The sequence below is a fragment of the Micromonospora sp. RTBAU3-60 genome, from assembly GCF_054963695.1.
This window is the reverse complement of record NZ_JBUEGB010000016.1, coordinates 73,600-95,365: the sequence shown is the minus strand read 5'-3', so window position 1 is coordinate 95,365 and position 21,766 is coordinate 73,600. Positions and strand designations below refer to the sequence as shown.

The following is a 21,766-nucleotide window of genomic DNA, read 5'->3' as shown; positions in this document are numbered from 1 at the left end:
GAGAGCGCCGATCGTTCGCGACGGCGGCCGGTGGCGGGAGGTGGCCGGTGAGGCGGCCAGTCGTCGTCCAGCACTTCGCCGGCTCGCCCGGGGCGAACGGTCCGTTGACCGCGGTTGAGCGGGTGCTTGGCTCGCCGCTCGCCGAGCGCTACGAGTTCCTCCGCATGCACCAGCCGCACGGCAATGGTGCGCTGAACGTGCCCCTCCTGCGGCAGTGGGTGAGCATGCTGCGTCAGGTGCGGCCGGACCTGGTGCACGTACGTGGCCTGCAGAACGAGGGTTTCCACGGAGTTCTCGCCGCGCGGCTCGCCGGTTGCCGGCGGATCCTGGTCACGGTGCACGGGACCGTACGGGACCTGCGGCACGCGGGCCAGTCCTGGCGGCGCCGACTGCTCGTCCACGGCGCGGAACCGTTCACCCTGCGAGCCGCCACGCACGTCGCCACCGTCTGCGAGTACGCCGCCGGCCGTGACTTCGTGTCCGGTGTGGGCGGCCGGTTCGTGGGTGTGATACCCAACGGGGTGCCGTTGCCCGCCGAGCCCTGGGCGGCCCGGGAGCGGGTCCGGAGCGACCTCGGGCTTGCCGTCGATGACGTTGCCATGGTTACGGTCAGCCGGTTGACCTGGGAGAAGGGCTTTCGGACCCTGGCGGGGGCGCTGCGCCTGTTGACTCCGGGACCGGGCCGCCCGGTACTCCTGGTGGTGGGCGACGGACCCGACCGGGCGGGCATCGAGGCGGCACTACGATATGCCGGGCCGGTGACCGTGAGCCTCCTCGGCAGCCGCTCCGATGTGCCCGACCTGCTCTCGGCCGCCGACCTCTTCGTCTTCCCCACCTTGCACGAAAACCTTTCGAACGCGTTGCTGGAGGCGATGGCGCACGGCCTGCCAGTGGTCGCCTCCGCCGTCGGCGGAAACGTAGAGGTCCTCCGTCAGGGAGGCGGCCGCCTGGTGCCGCCGGACGACCCCACCGCGCTCGCCGCCGCCCTCACGCCGCTGCTCGCCGATTCCGTGGAGCGCCGGGACCTGGGCGACATGGCACGGAAGGTGGTCGACAACGGCTACAGCCTGGACGCGATGCTCGCCGCGTTGGACGGCGTGTACCAGCGGATCCTCGGGGAGGTGCCGTGACCGGGGCCGCCGCGCCGCGGGTCACCCTGCTCGGCTTCACCGTGCCGGACGAGGTGTTCGTGCAGATCACTGCGCACGACACGGTTCTTGCCACCCAGACACACACGTTCGCCTGGGCGTTGGCCCGAAGCCTCCACGCTGCCGGCTGCCCGGTGCAACTCGTGTCGACGGCTCCGGTCTCCACGTACCCGCGCAACCGCCAGATCGTCTTTCGGGGCGGCCGGTTCCGTCAGGACAGCATCGACGGCCGGCTGATCGGTTTCGTGAATCTGCTCGGCGGGAAGCACCTCACCCGTTTCACAGCCGCATGCCGGTCGGCGTCCCGCGCCCTGCGTGAGCACCGGAGCGAGGTGCTGCTGGTCCACGGCGTGCACAGCCCCTTCCTCTGGTTCGGAGCGATGGCTGCCCGGCGGCCCGGCCTGCGGGTCGTCGTGGTGCTCACCGACCCGCCCGGCGTCGTGCAGCCGACGGATGGGTGGCTGCTCCGCGTGCTGCGCGGCATTGACGTAACGCTGGTCCGGGCCGCGCTCCGCCGGTGCGCCGGGGTCGTCGCGCTGACGCCGGCGCTCGCCGAGGACTTCGCGCCGGGCAAGCCCCGGCTCATCATGGAAGGCATCTTCACGCCGCCCCCGGTCGACCGGCCGGTGTCACCCCACTCCGGCGTGCGGGAGGTCGCCTACGCGGGCGGGCTGACCCGCGCCTATGGGGTTGACCGGCTGGTCGAGGCATTCCGGGCTCTGCCCGACCCGGACCTGCGGTTGTGCCTGTACGGGCGCGGCGAGCTGACGGACTGGCTGCATGCGCAGGCCGAGGCGGACCCCCGGATCCTGCCGCCGGCCGTGCTCGACCGCTCCGATCTGGTGGGCCGGCTCGCCTCCGCCGCCGTGCTGGTCAACCCCCGGCCGGTCGACCAGGGATTCGTGCGGTACTCATTCCCGTCGAAGCTCATCGAGTACCTGGCGGCCGGGGTGCCGGTGGTGACCACCCGACTGCCCGGCATACCACCCGAGTACGAGCCCTGGCTGTGCTTCGCGGAACCAGATACCGCTGATGGGCTGCGAAAGAGCATTGAGGGTATCCTCAGTCTGCCGCCGGCGGCGGCCCAAACTCTTGGTGTCGGCGGGGCCGCGTTCGTTCGGGACAGCCGGTGCTTGGAAGCTCAGGGTGAGCGGCTCCGGTCCTTCCTGGTCGAACTCACCGCCGGTACGACGGGTCGGCCGACCACGGCCAAGGGCCCGACGGCCATGGCCGGGTACCCGGGCGCCCGTGCCGACGACCGTGACGGGGGTGTCCGGGCGGACGCCTGAGACCGTTCGGGGTGGATCTATTCGCGAGTTTGGACAGGGGTTAGTTACGGCTTGCTCTAGGCACCTCACCTTGACCCGGCGGACTCTAACGCCTGTACCCGGCGGGCGAACGAGTTGTCATGTGCGACCGACGCCTTGGTCTGGCCGTGTCCCTCGTCTGCGCGCTCTCTCGGAAGGTCCCGTTGAAGGGGCAATGCCCGGCTACGGCCGATGCGTCGGTGCCGAGGTGGGGTTGCCAGCGACCAGGTCGATCCGACCGTGGACCAGACCGCTGCTATCACCCAAGCGGCCGGTGACAGTTCCCAGTGCCCAGAAAGCAGGATCGGCAGCCAGGCGACAAGGAGAACTCCGGCGAGTCCGCGACCGAACAGACCGGATCGTGCTGGCCCCCACAACACCATGATCGCCAAAGCGGCGAAGAGGACAAGGCCAACGACGCCCAGCTCCACCGCGATCGTCAGCGGAACGCTGTGGGCGCCGATCCCCATCATGTTCGATACCGGGAAGACGCCAGGCCCAACGCCCGTCCAGGGATGCTCCAACCAGGTCTCTCGCGCTATCGACCAGATGTCGAGGCGGCCCGAAAGTCCGTCGTCCTGGCGCGCGAAGAACTGCTGTACCCACAGCAGCCGCCCGTCGCCGTATACGCCGAACGGGATAGTCAGAAGGAGCGCGGGTGCCATCACTACGATGGCCAGCCAGGTGGCCTTCTCGGCTACGCGCCGGAGAAGCAGATAAGCGCCGACGAGCGCCAGGGACACTTGAGCCCCGCGGGTGCCCGTCCAGAAAATGGCGAAAATCAACAGTGGCAGCAGTGGCAGCAGGAAAAGCCGGAGCTTCCGCGGAAGGTGGCTGGTATACAGCAGCGCGACCGCGACGACCACTCCGGTCACGAGCACGTAAGCGATGTAGTTGGGGTTGACGTCTCTGATCCCGACACGGATCATCGCGGGGTCGAGTTCAGGCTCTAGGCTCCGTCCCTTGCTGATGACATCGATCGCAACCCAGGTGCAACCGATGAGGTAGGCGGTAGCCACCAGGACGAAGTCCCACACGTACGCGACGAAGCCGCGAACGACGATGAACAGGATGCACAAACTCCAGTACGCGCGGACGGCGACGTGCGACGAGGGCATCCAGGTAACGCCGATCGCGGCTGCGGTGGCCCAGGCGGCCACTGCGACAGCAAGAAGGTCGGTCAGACCCAGCCGACGCCACTTCATGATCGGGGCGAGGGCGATCGCCCACAGACCATGCGACTGCAGGGTGGTGGGAAACGCTGGTGCGAGACCTGCGACCAGACAGACGACCATAACGCCCAGCAAACTCCGTCGGGATCTGCTCGGCGTCATTGCACCGCTGCCGGTCATCGCAGGGGTGCCTGTCCGATCCGACCAGTGGGCGCCCTGCCTCAGGTCGCGATGTACCAAGGTCATGTCGCCATTGCCTCGTTCCGTCTCGGCTCGCCCTCCGCGATGCCCTGCCCACCGTGCAGGCCAACGAGCCGCAGGCGGCGGTCGGAGAGCGTCGACGAAGAATTTTCGCCTAAATCACCCAAATCGATCCAAGAAGTTATAACACTTGGTGGCGGCCCGAGCGGCGCATTGGCGTGAGGCGGGAATGGCGGTAGCGTCACTCTCGCATAATTCATCACGTATATTCTTTTTATGGCGTTTCGCGATCCGCGCTTCCTCGTTACAGCAAGTGCGGGCCAGACCCCTGCTCACTCCGGGTCCTCCCGCCCCTGCAAGCCAACCAACGGGAGCGTCAGTGACTTTCTTGACTGCGGGACGCCGGGTGCTGATCACCGGCGGCACGGGTTCCTTTGGACAGACGATGGTGCGCCGACTGCTCGACGGCGACGTCGGCGAGGTCCGGGTGCTCAGCCGGGACGAGGCGAAGCAGGACGCGATGCGGCGCCAACTCGGCGACGACCGGGTGCGGTACCTGATCGGCGACGTCCGGAACGCGGACTCGGTGCACCTGGCCAGCCGCGACGTGGACTTCATCTTCCACGCCGCCGCGCTGAAACAGGTGCCGTCCTGCGAGTTCTTCCCGCTGGAGGCGGTCCGCACCAACATTCTCGGCAGCGCCAACGTGATCGAGGCCGCCGAGCGCAACGGAGTGCGCTCGGTGGTGGTGCTGAGCACCGACAAGGCCGTCTACCCGGTCAACGCGATGGGGATCAGCAAGGCCCTGATGGAGAAGGTCGCCCAGGCCCACGCGCGCAACAACCCGAACAGCCGCACGGTCGTCTCCTGCGTCCGCTACGGCAATGTCATGTACTCCCGCGGCTCCGTGATCCCGCTCTTCGTCGAGCAGATCAAGGCGGGTCGTGCGCCGACGGTGACGAACCCGTCGATGACCCGCTTCCTGATGTCGCTGACCGACTCGGTGGAGTTGGTGGAGCATGCCTTCCAGCACGCCCGCCCCGGCGACGTGTTCATCCGCAAGGCGGTCGCCTGCACCATCGGCGACCTGGCCGAGGCGGTCTGCCAGCTCTTCGACGTGCCCTCGAAGACCGAGGTGATCGGTGTACGGCATGGGGAGAAGCAGGACGAGACGCTGGCCAGCCGGGAGGAGTTGGCCCAGGCGGACGACTTCGGCGACTTCTTCCGGGTGCCCGTCGACGCGCGGGACCTGAACTACGCGCTCTACACCTCTGAGGGAGAGCTGAATGAGCCCCCGGCGGAGGACTTCAACTCGGCCAACGCGCCGCGCCTGGACGTACCCCAGATCATGGACCTGCTGCGCACCCTGCCGGAGATCCGGGCGGAGCTGGCGCTGCGGGATCCGGTGCTGGCGTGCTGAGGCTCGCGCTCACCGGCGGGCAGGGCTTCCTCGGCTGGCACGTCCGGGTGCTCGCTCGCGCCCTGAACTGGCCGGATCCGGTGCTGATCAGCCGCGCCGACCTGCGGGACGAGGTGGCCACGGGCGCGAAGCTGGACGGCGTGGACCGGGTCCTGCACCTGGCGGGGGTGAACCGGGGCGATCCGCGGGAGGTGGCCACCGGGAACGTCGAGCTGGCCGCCGCCCTGGTCCGCGGCCTGCGCCGCTGCGTCACCCCGCCCGGGGCGGTGGTGTTCGCCAACTCCGTGCAGGCGGGTAACGGCACACCGTACGGCGACTCGAAGGCGGGCGCGGCCGTCACCCTGGCGGCCGCGCGTCCCGACCTGGTGGATGTGCAGCTGCCCAACCTGTACGGCGAGCACGGCCTGCCCTACTACAACTCGGTGGTGGCCACCTTCTGCCGGATGCTCGCCGAGCAGCGGTCGCCGGAGGTGCATGAGGACCGGGAGCTGACCCTGGTGCACGTCACCGACGCGGCGGCCCGGCTGATGGGCGCCCCGGCGGGTGACTCGTGGGACGCGGGTATGCCGGGGCTGCGTATCAGGGTGCGGGAGTTGGCCGACCGGCTCGCCGGGTTCGCGGCGCTGTACCGGGGCGGCGAGATTCCGTCGCTGACCGACCGGCATGCGGTGCGGCTGTTCAACACCTACCGGTCGCACTGCTTTCCGGCGCACTACCCGCTGCCGCTCACCCGCCGCGCCGACGCGCGCGGCGAGCTGGTCGAGACGGTCAAGGTACATGGTGGCGGCGGCCAGACGTTCTGCTCGACCAGCCGTCCCGGTGTGGTCCGGGGCGAGCACTTCCACCTCGCCAAGGTGGAGCGGTTCTGCGTGCTGCGCGGCAGCGCGGAGATCCGGTTGCGCCGTGTCGGCGACGACACGGTCGTCCGGTTCCCGGTCGACGGGACCGAGCCGGTGGTGGTGGACATGCCGACGATGTGGGCGCACCACATCGTGAACACCGGTTCGGCGGAGCTGCTCACCCTCTTCTGGACGAACGAGGTCTTCGACCCCGACCGGCCCGACACCTGGCCGGAGCCGGTGGAGTTGACCGTCGCGGAGCCGGCCGTGGTGGCGGCGTGACGGAGGAGCAGGTATGACGCGAGTGATGACGGTGGTGGGCACCCGTCCGGAGATCATCCGGTTGTCCCGGGTGTTGGACCGGTTGGACCGTACGGTGGACCACGTCCTCGTGCACACCGGGCAGAACTGGGACCGCAGCCTCTCCGACGTGTTCTTCACGGAGCTGCGACTGCGCGAGCCGGACCGGTTCCTGCGGGTCGACACCACCTCGCTCGGGCGGGTGCTCGGCGGGGTGCTGATCGGCATGGAGGAGGCCATCGCCGAGCTGCGGCCGGACGCCCTGCTGGTGCTCGGCGACACCAACAGCTGCATCGCCGCCCTGATGGCCCGTCGGATGCGGGTGCCGGTTTACCACATGGAGGCGGGCAACCGCTGCTTCGACCTGAACGTGCCGGAGGAGACCAACCGCCGGTTGGTCGACCACGTCGCCGACTTCAACCTGGTCTACACCGAGCACGCCCGGCGCAACCTGCTCGCCGAAGGGCTGCATCCGCGGCGCATCCTGCACACCGGCTCGCCGATGCGCGAGGTGCTCACGCACTACCTGCCGGACATCGAGCGCTCGACCGTCCTGGACCAGCTCGGGCTGGATGAGGGCGGGTACTTCCTGGTCAGTGCGCACCGGGAGGAGAACGTCGACCGGCCGGACCGGCTGGGCCGGCTACTCGACTGCCTGCGGGCCGTCCGGGACGCCTGGGGCCTGCCGGTGCTGGTGTCCACCCACCCGCGTACCCGCAAGCGGCTGGAGGCGCTGGCGGCCGACGCGTTGACCCTCGACGGGATTACCTTCCACGAGCCGTTCGGGCTCATCGACTACGTCCAGTTGCAGCGCCGGGCCCGGTGCACCCTCTCCGACAGCGGCACCATCAGCGAGGAGTCCGCGATCCTCGGCTTCCCCGCGGTGACGCTGCGCGAGTCGATCGAGCGGCCCGAGGCCCTGGACGCGGGCGGCATCGTGATGACCGGCCTCGACCCGGCCGGAGTGGTGGAGGCGGTCGGCGTGGTGACCGCGCAGGTCGCCGCCGACGGCGTCCCTTGCCCGGCCGACTACCAGGTGACCGACACCTCCCGCCGGGTGGTCGACTTCATCCTCTCCACCGTCCGCCGCCACCACGACTGGGCCGGCATCCGCCGCTGACCCGTCCGGGCAACGACAAGCTGACCCGTCCGGGCCACGAGAAGAAGGGCCGGGGGCCACCAGGTCCCCGGCCCTCTCCCTGCGAGGTCAGCGGCCGATGACCGCCTGCACGGTCCGGGCGAGGATCAGCAGGTCGCCGAGGAAGCTGCGGGTCTCGACGTAGCGCACGTACATCTCCACCTTCCGCGGCAGCACCACCGACACGTAGTACTCCTCCGGCCGCGGCGCCCGGGCCAGCTCCGCCGACTCGTTGCGGTACGCGATCGATGCCGGGTCGGTGATGCCGGGACGCACCGAGAGGATGCGCCAGCGGGCCAGCGGCGGCCAGCAGTCGACGTACCTGCGGACCTCGGGACGCGGACCGACCAGGCTCATGTGGCCGATCAGCACGTCGAAGAGCTGGGGGAGTTCGTCGAGCTTGCTCGCCCGCAGCAGCCGCCCGACCCGGGTGATCCGATCGTCGGTGTCGGAGGTGACGGCGGCGCCGGGCCCGGTCCGCATGGTGCGGAACTTGTGGATGTGGAAGGTGCGCCCGGCCCGGCCGGCGCGTTCCTGACGGAAGAGCACCGGCCCGCCGTCGTCCAGCCGGATCGCCAGGGCGATCAGGGCCAGGACGGGCGCGCAGAGGACCAGGGCCGCCGCCGCGACGGCGACGTCGAAGAGTCTTTTGATCATTGAAGCACCTTGTGGACGGTGGTGATGACGCGGTCGACCTGCTCGTCGGTCATGGCCGAGAAGATGGGCAGGCTGACCACGCGCGCGAACTCGGCGCTGGCGATGGGGAACATGGCATCGGCGAGTTGGTACCGGTGCCGCCAGTAGGTGTGCTGGTGCAGCGGGATGAAGTGCACGCTGCACCCCACGCCGAGGCGGGACATCTCCTGGATGAAGTCGTCCCGCCCGGGTGCCGCCCCGGGGTGCAGCCGGACCACGAAGAGGTGCCAGGCGTGCACGTCGCCGGCGGGGGCCGGGACGGGCAGGTCGAGCGGGAGTCCGGCGAACGCCTCGCGGTACCGGCGGGCGATCGCCTCCCGGCGCGAGCGCATGGCCTCCGCGCGGTCGAGCTGGACCAGGCCGAGCGCGGCGGCCGGATCGGTGAGGTTGCACTTCCAGCCGGCCTCGACCACGTCGTACCGCCAGGCCGGCCGGTCGCTGCGGTACCGGTCGAAGCCGTCCCGGTCGAACCCGTGCAGCCGGGTGGTGCGGATCCGCCGGGCGAGGTCGGGGTCGCGGGTGACCACCATCCCGCCGTCGCCGGTGGTGATCGTCTTCGTCGCGTAGAAGCTGAACACCGTCGCCGCGCTCGTTCCGGCTCCGACGGCGACGCCCTGGCTGCTCGCGGGGAACGAGTGGGCGGCGTCCTCGACCACGGCCAACTGGTGGCGCTCGGCGAACGCACGCAGCTCCGCCGGGGCGACGAGTTGGCCGGCGAAGTGGACGGGCAGCACCGCGACGGTCCTCGGCGTGACCTTCCGGGCCGCGTCGGCGAAGTCGATGTGCAGGGTCATCGGGTCGACGTCGACCAGCACCGGTTCGGCGCCCAGGTGCACGACGACCTCGGCGGTGGCGGTGAAGGTCCAGGTCGGCACCAGCACCTCCATACCCGGCCCGACGCCGAGCGCCTCCAGTGCCAGGTGCAGGCCGGCCGTCGCCGAGTTCACCGCGATGGCGCTGACCCCCGGTCCACACGCCTCGGCGAACCGCTGCTCGAAGCGCGGCACCAGCGGCCCGCTGGAGAGCCATCCGGAGCGGAGGGCGGCCGTGACGGCACCGATTTCCTCCTCGCCGATGTCAGGCAACGCGAAGGGAAGCCTGCTGTCGTCCACCGGAACTCCTCTTTGGTGCCTTGCGTCCGTTTTGCCTTGCCGGAGGTTAAACTCCGTTCGCCCGTTCTGGTGACTATTTGCCCATTTGTGAATCTTGTTCGTGAGGTGACGCATGCGGGTCGGTCTGCTGACCCAGTGGTACGACCCCGAGCCGGGGCCGGCGGCGCTGCCGGGCACCCTCGCGCGCGGCCTCGCCCGACGCGGCCACGACGTCCAGGTGCTCACCGGCTTTCCGAACTACCCGACCGGCCGGCTGGCCCCGGGCTACCGGATGAGCCGGCGGCAGGACGAGGTGGGCGCCGACGGGGTGCGGATCCGCCGGGTCGCCCTCTACCCGAGCCACGACGACTCCCCGCTGCGCCGCCTGGCCACCTATGGCTCCTTCGCCGCCTCGGCCCTCGCCTCCGGCACGGACGCCCTGCGTGGCCTGGACGCGCTCTGGGTGAGCAACTCCCCGATCACCGTCTCGTTGCCGATGTGGTTCGCCCGCTACGCGCAGCGGATTCCGGTGGTGCTGCACGTGCTCGACCTGTGGCCGGACAGCGCGCAGGCCAGCGGCTTCCTCGGACCAGGGCGGCGGGGGGCGCTGCTGGCCCGGGGCATGGCCGGCTGGTGCACGGCGATGTACCGGTGCGCCGCCCAGGTGGCGTACATCTCGCCGAGCGTCGGTGAGCTGCTGCTCCGTCGCGGAGTGCCCGAGCACAAGCTGGTGCACATCCCGATGTGGGCCGACGAGAACCCGTGGGCCGCTCCGGGCGACCTCCGTGCGGAGCTGGGCCTGCGCGACGACCAGATCGTCCTGGTGTACGCCGGGACGATGGGGGAGGCGCAGGGGCTCGACGCTCTCGTCGACGCCGTGGCGATGGTCGACGACCCCCGGCTGGTCTGCCTGTTCGCCGGCTCCGGGGTGTGCGAGGAACGCCTGCGCCGGCAGGTCGCGGAGCACGGGCTGCCGAACGTGCGGTTCCTCGGCCGGCTACCGGCCGAGCGGATGCCGGCGCTGATGCGCACCGGCGATGCGCACGTGGTCAGCCTCCGGCCCACCGGCATGTCGGCGTACACGATGCCGAGCAAGGTCCAGGCCATCCTTGCCGCCGGCCGCGCACTGCTGGTCGCGGCGGACGGTGACGCCGCGGCGGTGGCATCGGCGAGCGGCGCGGGGATCACCGCCCGACCCGGCGAGCCCGGCTCGATCGCCGACGCCGTCCACGAGGTGTGCGCGCTGGGACGCGAGAAGCTGGACCTGCTCGGCCGTGCCGGCCGGGAGTTCTACGACCGGGAGTACTCCGTGGCCTCCGGGGTGCGACGGGTGGAGGAGGCGCTGCGCGCCGCCTGGGCGGGGAGGCGTCGATGAGTCCCGCGAGCCTCGGCGACCTCGACGTCCTGCGCCCCGGTGACGTCCGCCCGGCCGCAGCGTTGCACGTCCGCGCGTTCGACCGGTTCTTCCTGTCGACTCTGGGCGAACCCTTCCTGCGCGAGTTCTACGCCGGCTTCGTCCGCGATCCCGACGCGGTCACCGCGGTCGCCCGGAACCCGGACGGCCGCCTGGTCGGCACGGTCGTCGGCACCGTCGCCCCGGAGCTGTTCTTCCGCCGCCTGCTGCGGCAGCGCGGCCCGCGGCTCGCGCTGGCGAGCATGCCGGCGGTGCTACGCCGTCCGGCGGTGGCACTGCGGGTGCTGCGTGCGGTCGCCTACCGCGGCGGTGTGCCGGTCGAGACCCGGGGCGCCCTGCTCAGCTCGATCTGCGTCGACCCGGGAGCCGAGCACGGCGGGCACGGGCGGCGGCTCGTCGATGCCTGGTGGCAGGGGGTGCGCCAGCGGGGGGTGACCTCGGCGTACCTGACCACCGACGCGGACGGCAACGACCGGGTGAATGCCTTCTACGCGCGGGCGGGCTGGACGCTGCGGGGCAGTTGGACCACCCGCGAGGGACGGCGGATGAACTGCTACGGGATCTCGGCCACGCCGTCCGTGCCGCGCGTGGGCGAGCCGGCCGGCTGATCGGTACAGTGCGGCGACCGGCGGCGTGAGAGCCGCCCGACCGCAGGGAGTACCCGCTGTGTTGCACCTCCGGGTGATCGCACCTTCGGACCGGTCGTCCGAGGTGATCGACCTGCTCGCGGCGGAACCCGGCGTCACCCACCTCGTGGTGCTGGCCGGCGCCGCCCGCCAGCCGGCCGGCGACTACATCACGTGCGACGTGGTCCGGGAGAGCGCCGACAATGTGCTGCGCCGGCTCCAGGAACTCGGCGTCGAGGCGCGCGGCGGCATCGCGGCCGACGACGTGGAGCTGACCCTCTCGGCGGCGGCGGACCGGGCCGCGCACGACGCCCCCGGGCATGGCGAGGACGCCGTGGTGTGGGACGAGATCGCCGCGAAGACCGGGGAGCAGACGGTTCTCACCGGCACGTTCCTGGCGCTGATCATGGTGGCCACGATGATCGCCGGCATCGGCGTGCTGCTGGACCAGCCGATCCTCATCGTCGGCGCGATGGTGGTCGGCCCGGAGTTCGGCCCGCTCGCCGCGCTCTGCGTGGCCCTGCTGCGCCGGCAGCGGCAGGTCGTCGTCCGTTCGGTCAAGGCCCTGGCGGTGGGCTTCCTGGCGGCCATGCTGATCACCGTGCTGAGCACCTGGGCGTTGACCGCGGCCGGCCTGGTCAGCCGGGACATGCTGCTGGCCGACCGGCCGCTGACCGACTTCATCTGGCGTCCCGACGCGCTGTCCTGGGTGGTCGGCCTGCTGGCCGGCGTCGCCGGAATGCTCTCGTTGACCTCGAAGAAGTCCGGTTCCCTGGTCGGCGTGCTGATCTCGGTGACCACCGTGCCGGCCGCGGCGAACGTGGCGGTCGCCGCGGCCTACGGGGTCTGGCCCGAGGCGGCGGGCTCAGCCCTCCAGTTGGTGATCAACCTGGCGGCGATCGTGGTGGCCGGCCTGCTCACCCTGCTCGCGCAGCTGTGCTGGTGGCGGCGGGTGGCACGGCGGACCGGCCGGAGCGTGCCGCGGCAGCGGGCCGACCGGGAGCCGGTGCGGGTCAGCGCCAGTCGTCGCCCGCCGCGAGACGCCGGCTGAGCAACGCCGCCAGCGGCATCGACTCCCCGTCCCGGCCACCCCGCCCGACGACCAGCGGCGGCGGGGACGGCTCGGGGTCGGCCCCGAACAGCCGTGACCGGAGGCTGGGCGGCACGGTCAGCAGGTAGAACTGCCCCTCGGCGTCGACCGCCCGGCTGCGCGCCCGATCCACGTACCAGCCGGTGAGGCGGGTGCGGTAGCGGGCGCGACCGTCGTAGGACGTGACGGTCAGCCGGTCCGGGCGCAGGCCGCGCCGGGCCGCCTCGGCCGCGAACCGGGCCACCAGCTCCGCCGCCTCGGCCTGCTCGGCGGCGCGCTGCCGGGCGTCGGCCTCGGCGTGTGCCCGCACCGCGCGGCGCTGCCGGTCCCGCCACTCCAGGCCGTCGTCCGTCACGCGTTCCACGGTACGCGGGCCTCGCCCGCCCGCCGCGGGTCCGACTCCCCGGCTGGGCGCCCCGGTCACGCTGTCGAGCTGACTCGTTCACGACATCGGCCCACCGATGCGGTCGCGACGTCAGCTCGACAGCGTGTGGCCGTCAGGCCAGGCCGGCGCGGCGCAGCGCGTCCGCCATGGCGCTGTTGGCCGGGGCCGGCGCGCCAGCGCCCCGCCCCTGCCGCTGCTGAGACCCACCGCGCGCGCCGCCCCGGTCTCCGCGTGGCGCGCCGCCCTGGCCGCCGCGCTGACCGCCGCCCCGGCCACCGCCGCCCTGGCCGCCGCGCTGACCGCCGCCGCCCTGGCCGCCCCGGGCGCCGCCGCCCTGGCCACCGCGCTCCCGCCGGCCGTCGGCCGGGCGGTCACCGCCGGCGGGCGTCTCGTCGTCCAGCCGCAGGGTCAGTGAGATGCGCTTGCGGGGCACGTCGACGTCGAGCACCCGGACCCGGACCACGTCGCCGGACTTCACCACGTCCCGCGGGTCCTTCACGAAGGTGTGCGACATGGCCGAGACGTGCACCAGGCCGTCCTGGTGCACGCCGACGTCGACGAACGCGCCGAACGCCGCGACGTTGGTGACCACGCCCTCCAGCACCATGCCCGGCTTCAGGTCGCCGAGCGTCTCGACCCCCTCGACGAACGTGGCCGTCCTGAACTCGGGGCGCGGGTCACGGCCGGGCTTCTCCAACTCGCGCAGGATGTCGGTGACGGTGGGTAGGCCGAAGGTGTCGTCGACGAAGTCGCCGGCGCGCAGCCCGCGCAGGATCCCGCTCTGCCCGATCAGGGCGCGCAGGTCCTGCCCGGTGTGGGCGAGGATCCGCCGCACCACCGGGTACGCCTCGGGGTGCACGCTGGAGGAGTCCAGCGGGTCGTCGCCGCCGGGGATGCGCAGGAAGCCGGCGCACTGCTCGAACGCCTTCGGCCCGAGCCGGGGCACCTTCTTCAGGTCGGTCCGGGTGCGGAACGGCCCGTTGGCGTCCCGGTGCAGCACGATGTTCTCCGCCAGCCCGGCGCCGATGCCGGAGACCCGGGTCAGCAGGGGAGCGGAGGCGGTGTTGACGTCGACGCCGACGCCGTTGACGCAGTCCTCGACCACCGCGTCCAGCGAGCGGGACAGCTTCACCTCGGACAGGTCGTGCTGGTACTGCCCGACGCCGATCGAGCGCGGGTCGATCTTGACCAGCTCGGCGAGCGGGTCCTGCAGGCGGCGGGCGATGGAGACCGCGCCGCGCAGCGACACGTCCAGCCCGGGCAGCTCCTGCGAGGCGTACGCGGAGGCGGAGTAGACCGAAGCGCCGGCTTCGGACACCACCACCTTGGTCAGCTTCAGCTCCGGGTGCCGCTTGATCAGGTCGCCGGCCAGCTTGTCGGTCTCCCGGCTGGCGGTGCCGTTGCCGATCGCGATCAGCTCCACCTGGTGCTCGGCGGCCAGCTTGGCCAGGATGTCGATCGAGGCGTCCCACTGCCGGCGCGGCTCGTGCGGGTAGATCGTGTGGGTGGCGACGACCTTGCCGGTGGCGTCCACCACGGCCACCTTCACGCCGGTGCGCAGGCCCGGGTCCAGGCCCATGGTCGGCCGGGTGCCGGCGGGCGCGGCCAGCAGCAGGTCGCGCAGGTTGGTGGCGAACACCCGCACGGCCTCCTCCTCGGCCGCCTGCCAGAGCCGCATCCGCAGGTCCGCGCCGAGGTGGATGAGGATCCGGGTGCGCCAGGCCCAGCGCACCGTGTCGGTCAGCCACTTGTCGGCCGGGCGCCCCTGGTCGCTGACGCCGAACCGGCCGGCGATCGCCGCCTCGTACCGCGTCGGACCGCTGGCCACCGCGTCGGAGTCACCCTCCGGCTCCGGGTCCATGGTCAGGTCGAGCACGCCCTCCTTCTCGCCGCGGAACATGGCGAGGATCCGGTGCGAGGGCAGCTTCGGGTACGGCTCGGCGAAGTCGAAGTAGTCGGCGAACTTGGCGCCGGTGCTCTCCTGGCCGTCGCGTACCCGGGCGACCAGCCGGCCCCGCGTCCACATCTGCTCCCGGAGCGTGCCGATCAGGTCGGCGTCCTCGGCGAAGCGCTCGATGAGGATGGCGCGGGCGCCCTCCAGCACGGCGGCCGCGTCGGCGAACCCCTTGTCGGCGTCGACGTAACCGGCGGCGACCGCCTTCGGGTCCTGCGTCGGGTCGCCGAGCAGCGCGTCGGCCAGGGGCTCCAGCCCGGCCTCGCGGGCGATCTGCGCCCGGGTCCGCCGCTTCGGCTTGTACGGCAGGTAGATGTCCTCCAGGCGGGACTTCGAGTCGGCGGCCATGATCTGCGCTTCCAGGGCCTCGTCGAGTTTGCCCTGGGACCGGATCGACTCCAGCACCGCGGCGCGCCGCTCGTCCAGCTCGCGCAGGTAGCGCAGCCGCTCCTCGAGGGTGCGCAGCTGCGCGTCGTCGAGCGAGCCGGTGGCCTCCTTGCGGTAGCGGGCGATGAACGGCACGGTGGCGCCGCCGTCGAGCAGCTCCACGGCCGCCCGTACCTGACGTTCGGCGACGCCGAGCTCGTCGGCGATCCGCTGATGAACAGACTGGGTCACGATCTGATCCGCCTTCTCGGGTGGGTTCCGCCGTGCATTCTGCCGCCCGCCCCCGACGCCCCGCACCCCGGCGCACCCACTGGCGTCGGCCAGCTGGCCGATATCACGAAAACGGACTTACGGCATCAGAAGTCCCTCTAGCCTCCTAACCAGGTGATTCCTACGTCTAACTGGAGCCCGGGTGAGTGCTGAGAAGCTGGTCGTGATCGGCCAGGGATACGTCGGTCTGCCGCTGGCCATGCGGGCCGTCGAAGCGGGCCTGGACGTCGTCGGCCTGGACGTCGACTCCGATCGCGTCAAGCGGCTCGCCTCGGGTGAGTCTTTCGTGGAGGACATTCCGGCTGACCGGCTCGGTCGGGCGCTCGGCAGCGGCCGTTACCAGCCGAGCACCGAATACGCCGACGCCGAGGGCTTCGACGTCTGTGTGATCACGGTGCCGACCCCGCTGCGGGACGGCACGCCGGACCTGAGCTACGTCGAGCAGGCCGGTGTCGGCATCGGCCCGTATGTGCGACCGGGCTGTGCGGTGGTGCTGGAGTCGACCACGTACCCGGGCACCACCGAGGAACTGCTACGTCCGCTCCTGGAGTCGGCCAGCGGATTGCGCAGTCCCGGCGACTTCCACCTCGGCTACAGCCCGGAGCGCATCGATCCGGGCAACCCCAGCTGGCGGCTGGAGAACACGCCGAAGGTGGTCTCGGGGGTGGACGCGGCGTCGCTGGCCCGGGTGGACGAGTTCTACCGTCGGATCGTGGCGCGTACGGTGCCCGTGACCTCTACCCGGGTCGCCGAGCTGACCAAGCTGATCGAGAACACCTTCCGCCAGGTCAACATCGCCCTGATCAACGAGCTCACCATGCTCTCCCACCATCTGGACATCGACGTGTGGCAGGCGATCGAGGCCGCCGAGACGAAGCCGTTCGGGTTCATGCCGTTCCGGCCCGGGCCCGGGGTCGGCGGGCACTGCCTGCCGATCGACCCCTGCTACCTCTCCTGGCAGGTCAAGCGGCGGCTGGGCCGGCAGTTCCGCTTCATCGAGTTGGCAAACGACGTCAACCACGAGATGCCCGAGCACGTGACGCAACGGATCATGGCCGGACTCAACCGGACCGGCCGCGCGGTCAGCGGTGCCCGGCTGCTGCTGCTCGGTCTGGCCTACAAGAAGAACACCGGCGACATGCGGGACTCGCCCGCCGTGGAGGTGGCGCGGCGGCTGTGCGACCTCGGCGCGGAGGTCCACGCTGTCGAGCCGTATGCCGAGCCGCACCACATCCCTGGCGGGGTGCTGGTCGTGCCGTTGACCGAACAGGAGGTCGCCGCGGCCGACGCGGTGGTCGTGGTGACGGATCACGACGTCTTCGACTACGACATGGTGACCAGGCGCGGGCGCTATGTCTTCGACACCCGTAACCGGTGCTCGGGGCCGGCGGTGGAGCGCCTGTAGGAAAGTGCGCCCCCATCCACGACGCGCTGTGGACGGGCCCCCGGTCCGCTGCGCTACGGTGGGCGATCATGGAGCAACCTGCGGATCCGCGGGCCCGGCGGCTCTTCGGCGGCAGCGCCCGGGCGCTCGGCGACCTGGCCGCCAGCCCGTTCCGGGCCGACCGGGACCGGATCGTCGCGTCGCCGTTCTTCGCCCGGCTGAACGGGGTGACCCAGGTGGTCAGCCCCGGCGGGTCCGGCCTGCTGGTGCACAACCGGCTCACCCACAGCCTGAAGGTCGCCCAGGTGGCCCGGGCGGTCGCCGAGCGGCTCACCGCCGAGGAGGCGCACCGCTCGCTGCTGGAGAAGCTGGGCGGCTGCGACCCGGACGTGGTGGAGGCCGCCGCGCTCGCCCACGACCTGGGCCACCCGCCCTTCGGGCACCTGGGGGAGCGGGTGCTGGACCGGCTGGCCCGCCAGCGCCTCGGGCTGTCCGACGGGTTCGAGGGCAACGCCCAGTCGTACCGGATCGTCACCAGTACGGAGATCCGGGGCGCGGCGACCACCGGCCTGGACCTGACGGCGGCGGTCCGGGCGGCGATGCTGAAGTATCCGTGGACTCGCCTGGACCATCCGGACCCGCACCCGCGGCACCTCGACCCGACGCCCCGCGGCGCGGCTGCCCCGCCCGACGACCCGGAGAGCGGGTCGGCGAAGTTCGGCGCGTACCGGACCGAGCTGGACGATCTGCGGCAGGCCCGGGAGCCGTTCGCCGGGCGGATCCCGGACTGGCAGCAGACCCCGGAGGCGTCGATCATGGACACCGCCGACGACATCGCGTACGCCATCCACGACGTGGAGGACTTCTACCGGGTCGGGGTGCTCCAGCAGGGCGCGGTGGCCGCTGAGCTGATGGCCTGGCAGCGGGAGAGCGGGCACTTCCGCTCGATCACCGGTGCCGCGCTGACCACCGCCGGCCGGCGCCCCGGCGCCGCCATCGAACGGCTGCGCCGCCAGCTGCACCGCAAGGACGCCTGGATCGCCGACGACGAGGCGTTCGCCGCCGCCGTGGAGCACGTCCGCGAGGAGCTGGTCGAGGGGCTGCTGGCCCTGCCGTTCGACGGCTCGATCGAGGCGGAGCAGTACGTGGCCCGCTTCTCCGCCCGCTGGTCGACCCGGTTCGTCGAGGCCATCACGGTGACCCCGGAGCCGAACGTCCGTTCCGGCCACGTGCTGCTCGCCAAGGCGCAGTGGCATGAGGTGCAGGTGCTCAAGTTCGTCCACCACCGGTTCGTGCTGGCCCGCCCCGACCTGGCCCTGCACCAGCGGGGGCAGGCGCGGCTGCTCGGCACCCTGGTGGAGGCGCTCTGGGAGTGGCTGCTCGACCCGGAGGAGGAGTCCCGGTTGCCCCGCCGGCTGCACGACCTGGTCGAGCTGGCGGAGGCGGAGCTGCACCCGCGTACGCCGGACCGGATCGGTCGGGCCCGCGGCCGGGCGATCGTGGACTTCGTCGCCCAGCTCACCGACGGGCAGGCGGTGGCGATGCTGGACGCGCTCTCCGGCCGCTCGGGCGCGCTCTGGACCGACGCCTTCGTGCTCTGAGCTCAGGCGACCGCCTGCCACCAGCCGTCCACCGGTGGCGGGTCGTCCACCGCGACCCGCTCGCCGGGGCGCGGCACCGCCAACCGGACGTCGCGGGCCTTCGCCTCGGCCCAGAGTCGGTCCACCGGCTCGGACCAGTCGTGCAGGGCCAGGTTGAAGGTGGCCCAGTGCACCGGGACGAGGAGGTCGCCGCGCAGGTCGAGGTGGGCGGCGACCGCCTCCTCGGGGAACATGTGGATGCTCGGCCAGGCCCGGTCGTACGCCCCGATCTGCATCAGCGTGACGTCGAACGGGCCGTGCTCCGCGCCGATCCGGGCGTAGCCGTCGAAGTAGCCGGAGTCGCCGGTGTAGAAGACCTTGCGGTGCGCCCCGGCCACCACCCAGGAACTCCACAGGGTGCCGTCGCGGCGCAGCCCGCGCCCGGAGAAGTGCTGGGCGGGGGTGGCGGTGACGGTCAACCCGCCGACCCGGTGGCTCTCCGACCAGTCCAGCTCGACGATCCGCTCCTCCGGTACGCCCCACCGGTCGAGGTGGGCGCCGACGCCGAGCGGGACCAGGAACGGTGCGGACTGGTGGGCGAGCAGCCCCCGCACGGTCGCCAGGTCCAGGTGGTCGTAGTGGTCGTGGGAGATGAGGATGGCGTCGAGGCGGGGCAGCTCGTCGAGGCGTACCGGCGGCTGGTGGATGCGGCGCGGGCCGATCCGGGCGGACGGCGAGCAGCGGTCGCTCCACACCGGGTCGACCAGCACCCGGTGCCCCTCGATCTCGATCAGGGCCGACGCGTGGCCGTACCAGACGATGCCCAGCTCGCGGGCGGTGTCCGCCGGGGCGGGGTCGGCCGGCCGCAGCAGCGGGACGGAGCCGTCCGGCCGCCGCTTCTGCTTGCCGAAGATCAGCTCCTTGAGCAGGTTGCGGCCCGGGTCGGCGACCATCGTCCGGGTGCCCGCCGGGTTGTGGAAGGTGCCGTCGCGGAACTGGGGGGAGCGGGCGGCGCGGGCCGCCCGAGCGCCGGCGAGCCGGCCGCCGAGCTGTAGGGGCACGTCCCGGCCCACCCAGGCCACCCCGGCCAGCGCGGCCACCCCGGCCATCCGCCACAGCCGGCGGCCCAGCGCCCGCTCGACTGCTTGTTCCTCCGCTGCGCTCATCGCCGTCCCCTCCCGTGTCCCGCGGACTACACGGTAGCCACCCGCACGTCGGTTCGCTTCCGGGCTCAGCGCCGCCGGCGCCGCACCGCCGAGCCGGCCGCCGCCGTCGCGGTGCCCAGCGCGCGGATCACCTGCGGCAGGTCTGGCAGCCAGCCGCCCCGGACCGCCTCGCCGGTCGGGTTCGGGGCGAACACGATGCCCTCGTGCGGCCCGATCGGCTGGTTGCTCAGCCCGGCGAGCCGCATCAGCGGCCCCACCAGCACGTCGTACAGGCCGGGCAGCACGGTGAAGCCGAACCGGAAGAACAGGTTGAGCCGGCCCACCGACACCTCCCGGCGGGGGCGGTCGGCGCAGTGCGCGATCGCCCGGGCCACTCGCTCGGGAGTGGTGATCGGTGGCGGCGGGCGGCCGGTGCGGCCCAGGTAGTTGGCCGCCTGACGGTAGACCGGCGTGTCCACGCTGCCCGGGTTGATCAGGCAGATCCGGATGCCGGGGGTCTCCCGGGCCTCCTGCTGCAACGTCCGGGTCAGCCCCTGCAGGCCCCACTTGGCCGCCACGTAGCCGCTCATGTAGGGCGCGGTGATGTGCCCGAGGACCGAGCCGGTGAGGATCAGGGTGCCCGCCGAGGCGGCCCGGAACCGGCCCAGCGCGACCCTGGCCACCTCGGCCGCGGCCAGCAGGTCGGTGCGGACCACCTGCTCGAAGACCTCGCTGGGCACCTCGTCGAAGCGGCCGTACGCCATCACGGCGGCGGTGTGCACCCAGACGTCGATGCCGCCGAACTCGGCCGCCGCGGCGTCGGCCAGGTCGGCCAGCGCGCCGGGCGTGCCGACGTCCAGCGGTACGGCCAGCACGGCCGCGCCGGCGGCGCGGCACTCGTCGCGTACCTCGGCCAGGGTGGCGGGGGAGCGGGCCGCCAGGACCAGGCGGTCCCCGCGGCCGGCGAACTCCCGGGCGGTCGCTCGGCCGATGCCGCTGCTCGCGCCGGTGATCACCACCGTCCGGCTCACGGCGCGAGCACGACCTTGACGCAGCCGTCGCGCTTCTGCTGGAACATCTCGTACGCCTGCGGCGCCTGCTCCAGCGGCAGCCGGTGGGTACGCAGGTCCTCGACGCCCAGCGGGTCGTCGTCGCCGGTGAGCAGCGGCATGATCTCGTCGACCCAGCGGCGTACGTGGCACTGCCCCATGCGCAGCTGGACGCCCCGGTCGAACATCTCCATCAGCGGCATCGGGTCCAGCTCGCCGCCGTACACCCCGGAGACGGAGACCGTGCCGCCCCGCCGGACGGCCTTGAGCGCGGCGTGCAGCACCACCAGGCGGTCCACGCCCGCCCGGTCGGTCATGGCCTGGGCCAGCTTGTCCGGCAGCAGCCCGGCGGCGGTCTGGGCCAGCTTGCCCAGCGGCGCGCCGTGCGCCTCCATGCCGACCGCGTCGATCACCGCGTCCGGCCCGCGCCCGTCCACCAGGTCGATGAGCGCCCCGGGCACGTCGTCCAGCTCGGTCACGTCGAGCACCTCGATGCCGTGCCGGCGGGCCATCTCGAGCCGCTCGGGGACCAGGTCCAGGCCGATCACCCGGCCGGCCCCGAGGTGCCGGCCGACCCGGGCGGCGAACTGCCCGACGGGGCCGAGGCCGAACACGGCCAGCGTGCCGCCGGGTGGGGTGTCGGCGTACCGCACCGCCTGCCAGGCGGTGGGCAGGATGTCGGAGAGGTAGAGCCACCGCTCGTCGGGGCCGCTGTCCGGGATCGTGATCGGCCCGAACTGGGCCTGCGGGATGCGCAGGTACTCGGCTTGCCCGCCGGGCACCGAGCCGTAGAGCGAGGTGTAGCCGAACAGTGCGGCGCCCTTGCCCTGGCTGGTCACCTGGGTGGTCTCGCACTGGGCGTAGAGCTGCCGGTCGCACATCCAGCAGGAGCCGCAGGAGATGTTGAACGGGACGACCACCCGGTCGCCGGGCTTGAGCCGGGTCACCCCCGGGCCGACCTCCTCGACGATGCCCACCGGCTCGTGCCCGAGGACGTCACCCGGCTTCAGGTACGGCCCGAGCACCTCGTACAGGTGCAGGTCGGATCCGCAGATCGCGGTCGAGGTGATTCGGACGATCGCGTCGGTCGGCTCCTCGATCCTTGGGTCCGGTACGTCCTCGACGCGGTCACGCCTGCCGTGCCAGGTCAGTGCCTTCATGTCCGTTCGT

18 protein-coding genes are annotated in these 21,766 nt (G+C 72.1%); 10 read left to right on the top strand and 8 right to left on the bottom strand.

Features of this window, described 5'->3' with window-relative positions:
* The first annotated feature begins 47 nt into the window (after positions 1-47).
* Both ACY34I_RS18230 and ACY34I_RS18225 read left to right on the top strand, forming a co-directional pair.
* Positions 48-1,130 carry a glycosyltransferase gene (locus tag ACY34I_RS18230; protein ID WP_462756184.1) on the top strand — a complete coding sequence of 361 codons (1,083 nt, stop codon included), beginning with the start codon at positions 48-50 and terminating at the stop codon, positions 1,128-1,130.
* A complete protein-coding gene (locus ACY34I_RS18225; RefSeq protein ID WP_462756183.1) occupies positions 1,127-2,437 on the top strand; it encodes a glycosyltransferase in 1,311 nt (436 codons plus the stop codon). The genes ACY34I_RS18230 and ACY34I_RS18225 overlap by 4 nt, the downstream gene beginning before the upstream one ends.
* 65 nt (positions 2,438-2,502) lie before the next feature.
* Here ACY34I_RS18225 and ACY34I_RS18220 read toward each other — a convergent pair whose 3' ends face one another.
* The gene (locus ACY34I_RS18220; protein ID WP_462756182.1) at positions 2,503-3,750 is read right to left on the bottom strand and encodes an O-antigen ligase family protein; all 1,248 of its coding nucleotides are present in this window, start codon (positions 3,748-3,750) and stop codon (positions 2,503-2,505) included.
* A 457-nt stretch (positions 3,751-4,207) separates the two neighbouring features.
* On the opposite strand from ACY34I_RS18220, the gene ACY34I_RS18215 reads away from it, so the two are divergent.
* From ACY34I_RS18215 to wecB, 3 genes are read left to right on the top strand one after another with little or no spacing between them, the layout of a single operon-like run.
* Complete coding sequence (locus ACY34I_RS18215; protein ID WP_462756181.1) at positions 4,208-5,248, top strand: polysaccharide biosynthesis protein; 1,041 nt, start codon at positions 4,208-4,210, stop codon at positions 5,246-5,248.
* The gene (locus tag ACY34I_RS18210; protein ID WP_462756180.1) at positions 5,242-6,369 is read left to right on the top strand and encodes a polysaccharide biosynthesis C-terminal domain-containing protein; all 1,128 of its coding nucleotides are present in this window, start codon (positions 5,242-5,244) and stop codon (positions 6,367-6,369) included. The genes ACY34I_RS18215 and ACY34I_RS18210 overlap by 7 nt, the downstream gene beginning before the upstream one ends.
* A gap of 13 nt (positions 6,370-6,382) precedes the next feature.
* On the top strand, positions 6,383-7,507 hold the full coding sequence (gene wecB, locus ACY34I_RS18205) for a non-hydrolyzing UDP-N-acetylglucosamine 2-epimerase (RefSeq protein WP_462756179.1): 1,125 nt from the start codon (positions 6,383-6,385) through the stop codon (positions 7,505-7,507).
* A gap of 87 nt (positions 7,508-7,594) precedes the next feature.
* On the opposite strand, the gene ACY34I_RS18200 is transcribed toward wecB, so the two are convergent.
* On the bottom strand, positions 7,595-8,182 hold the full coding sequence (locus tag ACY34I_RS18200; protein ID WP_148794196.1) for a sugar transferase: 588 nt from the start codon (positions 8,180-8,182) through the stop codon (positions 7,595-7,597).
* Positions 8,179-9,333 (bottom strand): DegT/DnrJ/EryC1/StrS family aminotransferase, encoded by a 1,155-nt coding sequence (locus ACY34I_RS18195; RefSeq protein ID WP_462756178.1) that lies wholly within the window; start codon positions 9,331-9,333, stop codon positions 8,179-8,181. Before ACY34I_RS18195 ends, ACY34I_RS18200 begins: the two co-directional genes overlap by 4 nt.
* Before the next feature lie 112 nt (positions 9,334-9,445).
* Between ACY34I_RS18195 and ACY34I_RS18190 the strand changes: the two genes are divergently transcribed.
* The 3 genes from ACY34I_RS18190 (at position 9,446) to ACY34I_RS18180 (ending at position 12,403) form a co-directional block, all read left to right on the top strand.
* Positions 9,446-10,687 carry a glycosyltransferase family 4 protein gene (locus tag ACY34I_RS18190; protein WP_462756177.1) on the top strand — a complete coding sequence of 414 codons (1,242 nt, stop codon included), beginning with the start codon at positions 9,446-9,448 and terminating at the stop codon, positions 10,685-10,687.
* Positions 10,684-11,334, top strand: a complete 651-nt coding sequence (locus ACY34I_RS18185; protein WP_462756176.1) for a GNAT family N-acetyltransferase — start codon at positions 10,684-10,686, stop codon at positions 11,332-11,334. Before ACY34I_RS18190 ends, ACY34I_RS18185 begins: the two co-directional genes overlap by 4 nt.
* Before the next feature lie 73 nt (positions 11,335-11,407).
* A complete protein-coding gene (locus tag ACY34I_RS18180; protein WP_462756175.1) occupies positions 11,408-12,403 on the top strand; it encodes a DUF389 domain-containing protein in 996 nt (331 codons plus the stop codon).
* Here ACY34I_RS18180 and ACY34I_RS18175 read toward each other — a convergent pair.
* Both ACY34I_RS18175 and ACY34I_RS18170 read right to left on the bottom strand, forming a co-directional pair.
* Positions 12,366-12,797: a hypothetical protein gene (locus ACY34I_RS18175; protein ID WP_462756174.1), complete on the bottom strand. Its 432-nt coding sequence runs from the start codon at positions 12,795-12,797 to the stop codon at positions 12,366-12,368. The two genes, ACY34I_RS18180 and ACY34I_RS18175, sit on opposite strands and share 38 nt — an antisense overlap.
* A gap of 142 nt (positions 12,798-12,939) precedes the next feature.
* Entirely contained in the window at positions 12,940-15,399 is a 2,460-nt protein-coding gene (locus ACY34I_RS18170) for a Tex family protein (RefSeq protein WP_462756173.1), read from the bottom strand.
* Positions 15,400-15,580: 181 nt separating this feature from the next.
* On the opposite strand from ACY34I_RS18170, the gene ACY34I_RS18165 reads away from it, so the two are divergent.
* Together ACY34I_RS18165 and ACY34I_RS18160 are read left to right on the top strand one after the other, a co-directional pair.
* Positions 15,581-16,843, top strand: a complete 1,263-nt coding sequence (locus ACY34I_RS18165) for a nucleotide sugar dehydrogenase (RefSeq protein WP_462756172.1) — start codon at positions 15,581-15,583, stop codon at positions 16,841-16,843.
* Positions 16,844-16,911: 68 nt separating this feature from the next.
* Positions 16,912-18,423: a deoxyguanosinetriphosphate triphosphohydrolase family protein gene (locus ACY34I_RS18160; RefSeq protein WP_462756171.1), complete on the top strand. Its 1,512-nt coding sequence runs from the start codon at positions 16,912-16,914 to the stop codon at positions 18,421-18,423.
* A 2-nt stretch (positions 18,424-18,425) separates the two neighbouring features.
* Here the strand turns inward: ACY34I_RS18160 and ACY34I_RS18155 are convergent, their stop codons facing one another.
* The 3 genes from ACY34I_RS18155 to ACY34I_RS18145 form a co-directional block, all read right to left on the bottom strand.
* Complete coding sequence (locus ACY34I_RS18155) at positions 18,426-19,568, bottom strand: MBL fold metallo-hydrolase (RefSeq protein ID WP_148794188.1); 1,143 nt, start codon at positions 19,566-19,568, stop codon at positions 18,426-18,428.
* Positions 19,569-19,633: 65 nt separating this feature from the next.
* The gene (locus ACY34I_RS18150; protein WP_462756170.1) at positions 19,634-20,578 is read right to left on the bottom strand and encodes an SDR family NAD(P)-dependent oxidoreductase; all 945 of its coding nucleotides are present in this window, start codon (positions 20,576-20,578) and stop codon (positions 19,634-19,636) included.
* Positions 20,575-21,756 carry a zinc-dependent alcohol dehydrogenase gene (locus tag ACY34I_RS18145; RefSeq protein WP_462756169.1) on the bottom strand — a complete coding sequence of 394 codons (1,182 nt, stop codon included), beginning with the start codon at positions 21,754-21,756 and terminating at the stop codon, positions 20,575-20,577. Before ACY34I_RS18145 ends, ACY34I_RS18150 begins: the two co-directional genes overlap by 4 nt.
* Positions 21,757-21,766: the final 10 nt, after the last annotated feature.

Bases quoted from the DNA above. Each gene is read 5' to 3' on its own strand.
- ACY34I_RS18220 (WP_462756182.1), bottom strand. From the start codon at position 3,750: ATGGTCGTCTGTCTGGTCGCAGGTCTCGCACCAGCGTTTCCCACCACC.
- wecB (WP_462756179.1), top strand. From the start codon at position 6,383: ATGACGCGAGTGATGACGGTGGTGGGCACCCGTCCGGAGATCATCCGG.
- ACY34I_RS18200 (WP_148794196.1), bottom strand. From the start codon at position 8,182: ATGATCAAAAGACTCTTCGACGTCGCCGTCGCGGCGGCGGCCCTGGTC.
- ACY34I_RS18190 (WP_462756177.1), top strand. From the start codon at position 9,446: ATGCGGGTCGGTCTGCTGACCCAGTGGTACGACCCCGAGCCGGGGCCG.
- ACY34I_RS18185 (WP_462756176.1), top strand. From the start codon at position 10,684: ATGAGTCCCGCGAGCCTCGGCGACCTCGACGTCCTGCGCCCCGGTGAC.
- ACY34I_RS18160 (WP_462756171.1), top strand. From the start codon at position 16,912: ATGGAGCAACCTGCGGATCCGCGGGCCCGGCGGCTCTTCGGCGGCAGC.
- ACY34I_RS18155 (WP_148794188.1), bottom strand. From the start codon at position 19,568: ATGAGCGCAGCGGAGGAACAAGCAGTCGAGCGGGCGCTGGGCCGCCGG.
- ACY34I_RS18145 (WP_462756169.1), bottom strand. From the start codon at position 21,756: ATGAAGGCACTGACCTGGCACGGCAGGCGTGACCGCGTCGAGGACGTA.